This is a genomic window from Caproiciproducens sp. (assembly GCF_053840905.1).
Genome location: NZ_JBNLXQ010000006.1, coordinates 155,016 through 166,981 on the forward strand (window position 1 = coordinate 155,016; position 11,966 = coordinate 166,981).

Here is an 11,966-nt window from a genome sequence, read left to right on the forward strand (position 1 = left end):
GGCGCACCGTTCGCGGACCTGCCGATCGGGGTTCCGCCTGTCAGCTCCGAGCCGAAACAGCGGGAGTCTATACAAGCCGAAGGGGCCGCCATGCTCAGCATGGCGGCCCCTTCCCTTCTGCAAAATATCTTTCAGCCGTATTTTTCAACTACCGTGGGAAAGCTTTCAGCCGTCCCCTTGGACTCCGGTGGGGCGGCCTTCAGCGGGACGACCGCGCCGGCCTTTTTCGCCGCGCCCTCTCTCAGGCGAAATTTCGCCGCGAGCGCGCGCAGCCGCCGGGCCTGTGCGGACAGGTCCTGGCTGACCGCCGCGTTTTCCTCCGACGTTGCGGAATTCGTCTGCACCACCTGCGCGATCTGTTCAATCCCCTGCGTGACCTGCTCCACGGCGGCGGCTTCGTCGCCGGTCGCCTCTGAAATTTCCGAAATCAAGCCGGCGGACTCGCTTGTCCGGGTCCTGATGTGCTGGAAGGACTCCGCGGTGGAGTTCGCGACCGTCATTCCGTTGTTGACCAGCGAAATCGTGTTCTCGATCAGCTTGGCGGTCTGGCCCGCGGCCTGTGAGCTCTTCCCCGCCAGATTCCGCACCTCGTCCGCGACAACGGAGAAGCCCTTGCCCGCCGTCCCGGCCCTCGCCGCTTCCACGGCGGCGTTCAGCGCCAGAATATTGGTCTGGAACGCGATGTCTTCGATCGTTTTGATGATCTTCCGGATTTCCGCCGAAGCCGAATGGATATCGCCCATGGCGGACAGCATCTGCTCGATATCGCGGTTTCCCTTTTCCACCGCCGTGGTGGATTCCTTCGCAATGGTGCTGGCGACCGCTGCGTTTTTTGCGGTTTTCTGTATCTGGGCGGAAATCTCGGAAATGGTGGCGGAAAGCTGCTCCGTGGCGCCCGCCTGTTCCGAAGCGCCCTGAGAAAGCGCCGCCGCCCCGTCCGAAATCTGCTCCGAACGGAGGGAAACGGATTCCGCCGCGTGGTCGATATCGGAAAACACCCCGTTCAAAGAATCGACGATCTGGTCGAGCGCGCCCCTGATCTCGGAGAAGTCGCCCAGATACTGCATCCGCGTCTTTACCGTCAGATCCCCTTTGGAGACCGCGTTCAGCACCTCGGAAATTTCCCCGATATACATCTGCAGGCTGCCGAGCGTGTTTTCAAGCGCCCCGGCCACCTGGCCGACCTCGTCCTTTGTGCCGACCGTCAGCCTCACGGCGTCCTTGTTGCTGATGCCGATTTCTCCGCGTTCCATGTTGTTGGCCAGCGCCACGACCTGACCGAGCGGCTTTTTGACCCGCTTGCGGACGATCCTGCCCAAAATCACGGTGGCGATCACCATGACCACCAGCGCCGCGCCGATGGAAACGGCCACGGTCTGCATGGAGCGCTGTTCCGTCGCCGCAATGCTCTTTCCGGTGAACATCGCGCCGACCGCCTTTCCGTCAAATCCCAGAACCGGGACATAATTCACCATCATGGACGTACCCGTGATATCCATTTTTCCTGTATAATTCTGCTTTTCGGTCAGAACCTTCCGCGCGACGGCCGCGTCCATTTTGGTGCCCGTCTGGCGCTTCTGGTCCTTCATCAGGGTGGTGTTGACCCGCTCGTCCCCGTAAAACACCGTAAAGTCGCAGCCCGTGTACTGCTTGAGCTGGTCGATGACATTGTGGTCCTCCAGCGACTGTACGGTGGAAATCATGCCGATCAGGTTCCCGTACCGCTTCACCGGCGTGCCGCAGCAGATACAAAGCGTCTTGCCGGAAATCGCCTCGTTTACGACCACGCTTTTCCCTTTCATGGCTTCCTGCACATGATGGAGCTTTGAAAAGTCGGGAAGGTCAAAATCGGTGGTCGTGGAGTACAGCAGGTTGCCCCGCGCGTCCGTCAGAAAAGCATAGCTGATGTTGTAGGCCTTCACACGGTTTTTCATGGATTCCACAGTACTGTACTGGTTGCCGCCGGCCACCGCGTTCAGAAAATCGGTGTCCTGTGACAGCTCCTGTCCCGACTGCCTCAGGTTTGCCTCATAATTGGAAAGGATATTGTTCAGCCCCTGCATGGCGGTTTGGTTCTGCTCCTCGTAGGTATCCTCAAAAATCCGGCCCGTAAACACGGAATTGATGGATACGACAACGGTCAGAGCGACCGCCAGCGTCACGATAAAAAACACGGACAAAAGAGTCCCCAAACTGTTTTTCCGAATTTCCCCTCTGCTTTTCAAAAAACTCACTCCTCAAATAAATTCAGGTCTGAGCCGGACATCCGCCGCAGTATCTTCCCCATAATAATTATCGGCAGCCATCCTCATTTTTTAATTTTTTAATGCAATGATAATCCACAATGTTTGGCCCTGTTTTTTGGTTATTCTTCTAAATTTATTATTATATTAAAATTTAAACTATGGATAATATACAAAATACCGCCCTGCCGGAAAGCATGGCGGTATCTTCTGTCTGTGCGCTCTGTGCTCTGCCTACAGCGCGGCCTGAAGGCCGCCCGCTTCGTACAGGCTGCACTGGTCTTTTCCGCTTTTTTTGGAACAGTACAGCGCCTCGTCCGCGTGGCGGTAAAGCTCCTCAAAGCATGTGCCGCCGTACGGGTAGAACGCCCCGCCCACGCTTGCCGAAATTTTATACATCTCGTCCTCGCCCGTATAGGCGCAGTGGAAAATTTCACAGATAGCGTTCATCTTATCCCGGAGCAGGTCCGCCGAATCAATATCCCTGATAAAAATGATAAACTCGTCGCCCCCGGTGCGGCCCACAATATCCGACGCGCGGAACAGTCGCTTGATGTCCGTGGAAACCTTTTTCAGGACCGCGTCGCCGAAAATATGCCCCAGCGTGTCGTTGATATCCTTGAAATTGTCAATATCCACGATGATAAGGCCATGAAGGACATTTTTCTCCGATTTTTTCAGGCACTCCTCAATCATGGACTCAGTGGTCACCTTGTTGTAAAGCTGCGTCAGCAAATCCATTCTGGACCTGCTTTCCAGCTTCTGGATCATTTTCTTCTGGTGGTCGGTGTCCACGATCAGGCCGATCGCGCGGTAAGGCTCCTTATTTTCGTCATACAGGATCTTGATGTTTACCGTACACCAGATGTATTTGCCGTCGACGTTTCTCATCCGCACGTCGGTCGGCCCGGGCTGGCCCCCGGCCCTGATCCTGCGGAAAAGCCGCGACATGCTCTCCTGGTCGGCGGGGTGGACCTGTTCAAAGTACGGGATATCGGAGTCGGGCACCTGTGCTACGGTGGAAAAACCAAATTTATTGGTCCAGTAAACGGTATGATAGATGTGATTCTGAAGGATGTCCCATTCAAAAACGACCTGATTGGTTTCTTCCATAATCAGCGCATACCGCGCCTCGCTGACCTTGAGCACGTCGGTGTCCTCCTTTATTTTTTCGATCAGATGGTTAAAAGCGGACGCCATTTCGGCAAATTCCCCTTTGTAACAGGCGGGCAGCCGGGCCTGGTAATCCCCTTTTTCCACCCTGACAAATTCCGCGGACATATCCCTGAGCGGGTTGAGAAAACGGTTGGCGGCCAGATAGGCGCAGCTAATCAGCGCCGCCGCCAGCACCAAAAGCGCCGCGATATAAACCTTTAACATGCTCTGGAACGGGCTCATCAGCTCATCCGCCTCGACCGCGCTCAAAATAATCCAGCTTTTCCCGGCAACACGGGAATAGTAGCCGAATTTTTCCATTCCGCCCGCCCAAAAGCGGATGACGCCGTTGGGGTTCCGGTCCAGGTCGATATTTTCAAGCTTTTTCCCGCCGGGGTTCCCCTCCAGCTCGATCTGGTCCGCGCTGGCCATCCGCTGGCCGGCGCCCAGTATGTTTCCGCTGACAACGCCGCCCACGGAGTCCAGAATGACGGTCCGGCCCGTTTCCATAAAGGTCTGGCGGGTGATGAGGTCCAGATAAATCATGTCGATGGAGGACTGGATGGAGCCTTCGTAGACGCCGTCCTTATAAATCGGCACAGCAATCACAAAATAGTTCTGGCCGTCAATGAAGTCCGGTTGGCGCATCCTGTCGGAAATATACAGCCCGTACGCCGGAACGGTCCGCATGTCCACCTTGAGAAAAGAGGGCTGTCCGATCAGCCGTCTGTCGTCGGAGGCGATAATCACGCCCTTCCGGTTAATCAGGCTGGAACGCCTGACGAAATTCCCCTTGGAGTCCCCCTGCCCGTTGATGGTCTGTTTGTCGGTCATCGTTTTGAAGGTGTTCACCGTAATCGACCGGTACTGCTCCAGATCCCCGTCCGGCGCCCCCGCGTTGGACAAAATCAGAAGCTCCTTCACCCCCGGCAGGTCGGACGCCACCTCCAGCGCCATTTTCCGCTGACTGAAAAACTGGTCCAGATTGTTGGCCGTCTGCATGGCGGTGGATTTCACGTTTGCCTGTAAAAGCTGCGAAGTGTTGCTCTGAAAGAAAAGAACGCTGAACACCATCACCAGAACCATCGGCAATATGGAAAAGACAGCCAGCAAAACAGTAAGGTACTTCCTGATTCTCACCCGGCTGCCCTCTTTCATTTTGGATTTCGAATGTAAAATTCTGTAAATTTATTATAACAGAAAATCCTTTTAATTCAATAGAATAATTTGGTACATGCAAATAATCATATAAATCTTTTGAATTTATTTTTATTTAAATTTAACATATTTTTTGTGACCAACTAAAAAAGCAACAAAAACAGACAGAATCCGCTGTTTCCCAAAACGGCTTGGGCTTTTGCCCGGGCGGGCTTTTTCTTCCGGCTGCGGACAGAAAAGGGCATCACAAAAGGCGCCGTTTCCCCAAAAAAACGGCGCCTGACGATCACTTTTTATGGATTTGATCCGTCGATTCCTGAATTATTTTTTCTCAATAGGCTTCTGATAAAAGAAAAGGATCACCAAAGAAATCATACAACTTCCGATCATCTCTCTGATGAAAAAAGCGGCGGAAAAGAGGGCTGGGTCCGCCGCGAAAACCAGTACGAGAAAGAAAACAACCCAATTTAAAAAGAATTTTTTCCAGTCAATCAATTCCAATTTTTCTTTCATGGCGTCATTCTTCCGGTTTTTTGGGGCGGTATTTGTGGTCCCCGACAGCGCGAAGGATCCCGACCACGATGAATACCGCGAGAAGCCCTTTTTGCAGCCACAGAAATTCCGGAAGCAGCAGAATCACCAGAAGAACAAGCAGGAACAGGAAGAAAAACCGGTCGATACACCGATAAAGGTGATAAAAAGGGCTGCTGCCGGGCTGTATGGGAAAATAGTCGCGTTCCATAATATCCATGTAGTAAATTTCACCGTTTACAAACCAGAGCCAAAATAAAACCACCCTGATTTGCCAGTAGGTTCTGGGAATCGACCACGCGGCCACAAGCAGTACCAAAGCGATAAACGGGTAAAACCGCTCAATGAACGGAAAGAAAAAGTGTACCAGCTTATTGCGGAATTTTTCAAGAATGTCCATCGGAACCAGCCCTTTTCTTAAATACGATTTCAATACGAATTAGCCCTCCTAATACCCAGCGGGAAGGCCCCCTTCGCTTATTCGAGATTTACAGGAATCTCGATATTCTTATCTTCCAATTGGACAATTGCGGTTTTGTAAAGATTTCTCCCGGAATCGTAATAGTCGTATATCGTAAAAGGAAGATGCGGATTCTCTTTCTGGTCAGGCGTCATGTTCATCAGTAAAATATCACTGACAGTTTCTCCGTTCGTTCGAACCAGTTTAATATTGCAGTGCGGCACGTTTTCCCAGCGTCCTTCCAGGAGCACCTCCCCCGCAATAAATCCTTTTACGTCCTTAACTTCATCCTTTGAATCATAAATTGAGATATCCGGAGATTTCTTTTCCAAAAAAACACGATAGTCCCGGTAACGGGTGAACTGAACGCGAGTGTTGCCGTTTTTGCCGCTGTACCGTGCGGTTTCCGGTTCCTGACGACTTCTAAGTAAAGAGAATCCGGCCAGTAAGAGTGCAAAGCAGCAAAGCACTACACTTCCCAGTATTACTCCACGCTTTGTGAAATGCTTTATAAATTTCATAATTCACTCCCCCCTCCATTCAGCCATCCTCTGTAAGCCATCATTCTGTTTTATTGATCCGGCTTTTTCGGTCTCCGACAGCTTATAAAAAAGCAGTAACAAGCCTCCTGTAGACCCCTTCTCAGATCGATTTTTATTAGCAAGTCCCTGCTACAAGCATAGCAAGGACTTGCTTCCAACGTTTGGCATCTGTTATTCTTACCAGTTTGAACTTGATACTAAGCTAATGAAATGCAGCTTATAAAAAGAACAGGAAGGTGATTTATCCCTGTTGAGGCGTTTTAGACGATTTAAAAATCGGATTACTTGCCTTTAACGGTATTACAACTTCTTTATCTTCAATGCGGATAATCGCAGTTTTATATATGTTCTTTGCTGAATCGGGAAAATCTTCACCTGTAAACGGCAGACTTACAGACCCTTTTTTACCCGGTTCTGCATTCATAGCAATTGTACCTGTATTCCATTCACTTTCTCTTATGAGCTCAACTTCACAGCTATTAAATTCCCAACTGCCATTAAAGACCACTTCACCTGCTATATACCCGCTTCCCGGTGGATCCTGCTGTATGTCCCCCTTGCTATTATATAGAATAATCAAAGGGGACTTGTTCTCCAGGAAATGATCATAATCCGTAAACCGTGTAAAACGAATGCTGAAAGAGCCATTGTTGCCGGAGTAGCTAACCGTTTCCGGCTCAGGGCTGTTACCGATAAAGACGAATACTCCATATATAGCTACTATCACAACAAGGCATACTAATACCAACATCAGCATTTTTAATTTGGTCCAGTTCTTAAATAATCTCATTTCATAGCCCCTAACTACTCAAAAGTTCAGGTTAGATCATAATTAGAGCTGAAAGTATCATCAATTGACACAAACTTCCTCATATAATAGGTTCCTCCTACACTGGTTCCTACTGAAAAGCCAACTTGATTAGCATAACCTATTTGTACAGATTGAGTAACTGCAACCTCGAGATTTCCAGATAGCATAAATGCAATTTTATTTTCATATCCTGTGTCACCGTAAATATCAGCCGACTCGGCTATTTTATTCCATGTGGCTGAACCCGATCCTAAAGCCGAAGATCCCACGTCGGTAACTGCGGCGAATTTTTGGTATGTACCAAAACTGCTTGAATTATATCTCTCAAGTTTTACTTGAATGATAACAATAAGCTTCGAATAAAAACTTCCATACGATCCAGTATTATAAGTTTGTTTAATTTGCTTATATACAGTTGCCATTGGAGTTACAGTAGCAAGAGCTGTATTAGATTGCTGTTTCGATATATTGTATTTAGCAACTTCATCTTTATTGTCTTTTAGAGTTTGAAGTTTGTCGAACTTATCCGCTTCTGCTAGCGAAATTCCTTTTTGCTTAGCGAAACTTTTTAAGAACTCTTCTCGAGAGATGTCTGTAACTTCAGTAGAGATTTCTTTTATTCGCGTCGTTTTGGCATTTTGATTTTCCTTCTCCGCCGCAAACCCCGGTACAGAAATAGCAAGCGACATTGCCAAAACAAGAACCAAACTGATTATTTTTTTCATGTTATGTTTCATCATTTTATTCTCCTTCATTTTGTCAATAGTTTCAATTTGAGCGGAAATGAATGGAGGAATTTTTCACCCCGTTACCCGTCCATCGGAACCATCTCTTTTCTTAAATATTTATTTTCAATGCGCGCATTTGAAAGCTTTTATTTTTCCTTCTATAACATTAACGACGAACCCCCATGTTTTGTTACACTTTTTTCCAAACTTTTTTAAATTTATTTTTGCTGCTCCGCACTTTCGGCGATCCGGATCAGTTCGTCCTTTGAAATCGCGGAGCTGACATTGTCAACTTGACTTTAAAAGCTATTCTAAGCAATCATTCTTCCGGTTTTTTGGGGCGGTATTTGTGGTCTCCGACAGCGCGAAGGATTATGCCCACAATGATCACACCAGAAAAAACACGCGCAATGAACATCAGTTGCGGAATCAGCAGGATGATCAACCAAATAAGATAAAAGGGGAAGAAAAACCAATCGATGGTCCGGTAAATACGATAGAAAAAATCTGTTTCAGGTTGTATGGAAAGATGGTCGCGTTCCATAACACCTGAACTATAAATGTCATAAATTAAGCCCAAAGTCCATAGTAAACCCACTCTGATTTTCCAATAGGTTTCGGGAAGCGACCACGCGGCCACAAACAATCCCAAATCTATGAACAGGTAAAACCGCTCAATGAACGGAAACAAAAAGTGTACGGTCTTATTACAGAATTTTTCGAGAAAACCCATAGAAACCACTTCTTTTCTTAAAGATTGGTCTTCAATGCGCGCATTGAAAAGCTTTTATTTTCCCTTCTGTACTATTAACGGCGCCCCTGTTTTGCCATGTTTTTTTCAAATGTCGTTTGTTTCTTTCTTGTTAACAAACTATGGCCGCCGGTTTCCCGGCGGCCACTTCGGCATTTTTTGCGCGGACTGTTTACACAGCCCCGCCGCTGACAGAAAAAAACCGAACCGTTCTTAACCCTGTTTTTGAAAGGTGAACTTAACAAGCTGCACATCACCGAGACGGATAGACTTCTTAGCGTTTATTGTATGAAGCAGCCCGCCATCCGCCACGTCACAATTGTGCAACTGACTTCCGGTTGCAATATATCCAACCGCCTTTTGACTGCCTTTTGTAGCGATCTGTTGAAAAGAAATTTTGCGATTTCGTGCGCCGCGCGGGAATGGCTGCCGAAATCCCATCCCACCTACCGCACTTTTCATGTCATAAGAATCAAGAGCATCTACCTGTGAATGATATTCTTTTCCATCCAACATATATGAGCATATGGCAAGAAGATCACCCACCGCTCTATCATCATAACTTGCGGCTAAAAGAAAATCCTTCGGCATTCTAGCCGCATCGTCGAAATATATCTCGATGACTCCTTTCATATATCCAGACGCATCGTGATTCATTTGCGCAGAAACCGTATAACCGTCTCCAGCAAGACGTTCCCCGCTTTTTATGTTTCCAAGGTCGTTCGTTTGTACATCCGAGGTCAGGAAAGCATGTAAAATAAAGGCGGCTAATAACAGCAGAAGGGCAGCATACATCGCATATTTGACCGTCTTTCTGGGCGTTTCGAATCGTTCCTTGCTCATTTATTTAACTTCTCGTTCCGTCAGAATAATGAGTTGTTAGGTTCTCAATGAAAAAGTTTTTTAATAAATCCGAGAAAATCGTTGGCAGGTCAGTAAGCTTTAAAATGTATTGGCAAACTGCACAGTCAGTTTTAAGAACTTGTCCGGAAGTATTTCCTTCGCAGCCAGCTCCAAGATAGAAATACCTGTCTGTTTCTGTGACCATTTCCGGAACTGTATACTTCGCAGTTTTGTAATCAAACTCGGAATAGATTGTTGAACTATCAGTTGTATAGCTACCAACTTTATACCGCGAATAAAGAGTTGTTCCGCCAACCATAGTTCCACGTAAGTTGTTTATAGTTAAAGCCACATCGTAGGAACCTGATGTTCCTGTATGAAATGAATCGAGCAAATCCATTGACATAGCACCCTTCTTTCCTTTCATATTTATTTTCAATGCGCGCATTGGAAAGCTTTTATTTTTCCTTCTACTACATTAACGACGGACCCCCGTGTTTTGTTACACTTTTTTCCAAACTTTTTTAAATTTATTTTTGCTGCTCCGTGCTTTCGGCGATCCGGATCAGTTCGTCCTTTGAAATCGCGGAGCTGAGCACGAGGCTGGTTTTTTTGCTCTGCCAAAGGACAAAGGACCTGTCTTCCGCCCGTTTTGCCTCGAACAGGACCGCCTTTTCCCCTTTTACGGTGATTTCATGGTAAGTGGTGTGCTCGGAGTCGATCGACATTTTCCCCGCCTTGTCCAAAGGCGTCTGCGTAAAGGTCACGGAAGCGCCCTTCCCGTCTTCATAAGTGGTTATGTGGACGGGACCGACATTCTTTTCCTCCGCCATAAAGAATCCTTCCGGAAGATACTGCGGCTCCCAAACTTCCGGCTGTTCCCCGGTGGGGGATTCTTCGGCGGGAGCGCCGCTTGTCGTTTCCTCAAAATAGATATCCACATGCTCCGCTTTCCACTCCAGTACGGAGTTGAAAATGGCGTTCCTGCTCGCTTCCACGCTCAGCAGGCTTCCCAGGGAAACCGGGATGACGACGGCGACAATGACCGCCGCCCGTTTCGCAAGCCGCAAAAACTTCTTCCGCCTGCTCCGGCGGTCGTTTTCCCTGATAAGATCCCGGATCCTTTTTGTAAGCCGTTCCGGAAGCGCGTATTCTTTGTTCAGCTCCCGTTCGGACGGGAGCGCGTCCAGTTCACGCTGAAAATCCTCCTCTGCCGCCGCTTTCAGAAGCGTGTCGAACAGCCGGATGTTCAGTTCCGATTCATTCATTGCCTTTCTCCCTCCTGCTCATCTCCTGCATAAGCGCCTTTCTGGCACGCTGAAACCGGACGCGGACATTTTCCTGAGAAATTGCCAGCATTTCTGCGATTTCTTCATCCTCATACTCATAAACCAGCTTCAGCCTCAACACATCCCTGTAACGTTCGTTCAGGCAGGAAAGGCAATCCATAACAAAATGATAGCTTTCCGCGGAAACGATCGATTCCAGTGGGGCGTCGTCCTCCGCTCCGGGAACCGCTGTTTCCAGCTCCTCCAGCGGAATACTCTGCCTGCGCTTTTCGCTTTTCAGCATGTCGTAAGAAATATGCCTTACTATGATAACGACTAACCCCCTGGTTTTGTTACAGTTTTCAAAGTGAAATTTTTGCAGATTGTCAATAATTTTAATAAAAGCCTGTGAAACCGCGTCTTCCGCGCGGGCCTGATCCTTTAAAATACCCTGCGCTATGTACAGCATGGTACCGCCGTGCTTCCGGTAAAGCTCCTCTACGAAGCTTCGGTCCGCTTCGTTTTGGATTTCCTGTATAATCATCAGCACTTTTCTTTCCCTTTCTTATTCATAAGAATTAAGTTATTGCCATTATAACAATTCAGCCGCAATTTTACAAATAAAAAAGGAAATTGATCCAGGAACTGGAAATTTCAAGAGCAAAGCCACGGACACCCTGCGGTATCCGTGGCCTTCATTAAGAGAAGAATATTTTCGCGGAAAAACATGCGGAATATTATTTCTCCGGCTTATTATCTTTTGGGATATGCTTGGACAGGAATCTCCTGATATTGTCTCTCCATATGATCATATTCAGGATGACCAGGCCTATGATCTTCAAAACATATCTGTCATTCGGCAAATACGCCGTAATGATAAAAATGATACAGCCAACGCCCGTAATGATATAACTTTTTACACTTTTCAACTTCTGCATTCCTCCGAAATAATTCAGACATGATCCTTTATTATTTGTGAAAAGAAATGAATGTGGTTAAGAGGGCAATACCAACGGCAATGATCAGCAGGCTGATCCCCTGTTCTTTCCGGATAATCAATTTATTTTGCGTTTTGCTTTCCCGGGCGATTTCAATGATATCCGGAATCGAAAGGATGATAAACGACGCGATTGCGAAGAAGAAATAATACCGTCTGAAAAGAAAACCCAGGATAAGAGGAACTCCCCAGAGCGCCCGGCAGATCAGCAGAAAGCTGCTTTCCGTTTCTCCATCGCTTTTTCCGGCAATCCTGAGCACCAGCTTTTCAATACTGTTCCGGGACAGAATCATAAAATATACAGCTATGGCGGCCACCTTAAAAACATACCAGTCAAGCGGTGCTAAAATTCCAAAAACGCCGGCTGCAGAAGCTATGAATGGAAGCGCCGGATGATCGATTATCTTTTCTATACGTTTCAATTCCCACATTCCCCCCGACTGATCTTATTGCCGCAAAATTTTTCTCCCCCAGAACAA

Annotated in this window: 12 protein-coding genes; all 12 read right to left on the minus strand. The window is 47.7% G+C overall.

All coding sequences use genetic code 11. The features are described 5' to 3' along the window. Nucleotides 1-131: 131 nt before the first annotated feature. Nucleotides 132-2,225: a methyl-accepting chemotaxis protein gene (locus tag ACQGQ5_RS08090; protein WP_455736017.1), complete on the minus strand. Its 2,094-nt coding sequence runs from the start codon at nucleotides 2,223-2,225 to the stop codon at nucleotides 132-134. 252 nt (nucleotides 2,226-2,477) lie between these two features. Next, entirely contained in the window at nucleotides 2,478-4,538 is a 2,061-nt protein-coding gene (locus ACQGQ5_RS08095) for a diguanylate cyclase domain-containing protein (protein ID WP_455736018.1), read from the minus strand. Between the two features lie 535 nt (nucleotides 4,539-5,073). After that, nucleotides 5,074-5,520: a hypothetical protein gene (locus ACQGQ5_RS08100; protein ID WP_455736019.1), complete on the minus strand. Its 447-nt coding sequence runs from the start codon at nucleotides 5,518-5,520 to the stop codon at nucleotides 5,074-5,076. 44 nt (nucleotides 5,521-5,564) lie between these two features. Further along, complete coding sequence (locus ACQGQ5_RS08105) at nucleotides 5,565-6,068, minus strand: hypothetical protein (RefSeq protein ID WP_455736020.1); 504 nt, start codon at nucleotides 6,066-6,068, stop codon at nucleotides 5,565-5,567. Between the two features lie 262 nt (nucleotides 6,069-6,330). Then, entirely contained in the window at nucleotides 6,331-6,879 is a 549-nt protein-coding gene (locus ACQGQ5_RS08110; protein ID WP_455736021.1) for a hypothetical protein, read from the minus strand. Between the two features lie 26 nt (nucleotides 6,880-6,905). Next, the gene (locus tag ACQGQ5_RS08115; protein ID WP_455736022.1) at nucleotides 6,906-7,640 is read right to left on the minus strand and encodes a hypothetical protein; all 735 of its coding nucleotides are present in this window, start codon (nucleotides 7,638-7,640) and stop codon (nucleotides 6,906-6,908) included. Between the two features lie 307 nt (nucleotides 7,641-7,947). Further along, nucleotides 7,948-8,361, minus strand: coding sequence for a hypothetical protein (locus ACQGQ5_RS08120; RefSeq protein ID WP_455736023.1), 414 nt, complete (start codon nucleotides 8,359-8,361; stop codon nucleotides 7,948-7,950). 231 nt (nucleotides 8,362-8,592) lie between these two features. Then, nucleotides 8,593-9,222 carry a hypothetical protein gene (locus tag ACQGQ5_RS08125; RefSeq protein ID WP_455736024.1) on the minus strand — a complete coding sequence of 210 codons (630 nt, stop codon included), beginning with the start codon at nucleotides 9,220-9,222 and terminating at the stop codon, nucleotides 8,593-8,595. Nucleotides 9,223-9,226: 4 nt separating this feature from the next. Continuing rightward, nucleotides 9,227-9,622, minus strand: coding sequence for a hypothetical protein (locus tag ACQGQ5_RS08130; protein ID WP_455736025.1), 396 nt, complete (start codon nucleotides 9,620-9,622; stop codon nucleotides 9,227-9,229). 130 nt (nucleotides 9,623-9,752) lie between these two features. Further along, a complete protein-coding gene (locus ACQGQ5_RS08135; RefSeq protein WP_455736026.1) occupies nucleotides 9,753-10,490 on the minus strand; it encodes a DUF4367 domain-containing protein in 738 nt (245 codons plus the stop codon). Beyond that, nucleotides 10,483-11,034, minus strand: a complete 552-nt coding sequence (locus tag ACQGQ5_RS08140; protein ID WP_455736027.1) for an RNA polymerase sigma factor — start codon at nucleotides 11,032-11,034, stop codon at nucleotides 10,483-10,485. The genes ACQGQ5_RS08135 and ACQGQ5_RS08140 overlap by 8 nt, the downstream gene beginning before the upstream one ends. Before the next feature lie 425 nt (nucleotides 11,035-11,459). Further along, nucleotides 11,460-11,909 (minus strand): hypothetical protein, encoded by a 450-nt coding sequence (locus ACQGQ5_RS08145; protein WP_455736028.1) that lies wholly within the window; start codon nucleotides 11,907-11,909, stop codon nucleotides 11,460-11,462. Nucleotides 11,910-11,966 lie beyond the last annotated feature (57 nt).

Coding starts and splice junctions, on each gene's coding strand:
- ACQGQ5_RS08105 (WP_455736020.1), bottom strand. CDS start 6,068: ATGAAATTTATAAAGCATTTCACAAAGCGTGGAGTAATACTGGGAAGT.
- ACQGQ5_RS08110 (WP_455736021.1), bottom strand. CDS start 6,879: ATGAGATTATTTAAGAACTGGACCAAATTAAAAATGCTGATGTTGGTA.
- ACQGQ5_RS08115 (WP_455736022.1), bottom strand. CDS start 7,640: ATGATGAAACATAACATGAAAAAAATAATCAGTTTGGTTCTTGTTTTG.
- ACQGQ5_RS08120 (WP_455736023.1), bottom strand. CDS start 8,361: ATGGGTTTTCTCGAAAAATTCTGTAATAAGACCGTACACTTTTTGTTT.
- ACQGQ5_RS08125 (WP_455736024.1), bottom strand. CDS start 9,222: ATGAGCAAGGAACGATTCGAAACGCCCAGAAAGACGGTCAAATATGCG.
- ACQGQ5_RS08130 (WP_455736025.1), bottom strand. CDS start 9,622: ATGGATTTGCTCGATTCATTTCATACAGGAACATCAGGTTCCTACGAT.
- ACQGQ5_RS08135 (WP_455736026.1), bottom strand. CDS start 10,490: ATGAATGAATCGGAACTGAACATCCGGCTGTTCGACACGCTTCTGAAA.
- ACQGQ5_RS08140 (WP_455736027.1), bottom strand. CDS start 11,034: ATGATTATACAGGAAATCCAAAACGAAGCGGACCGAAGCTTCGTAGAG.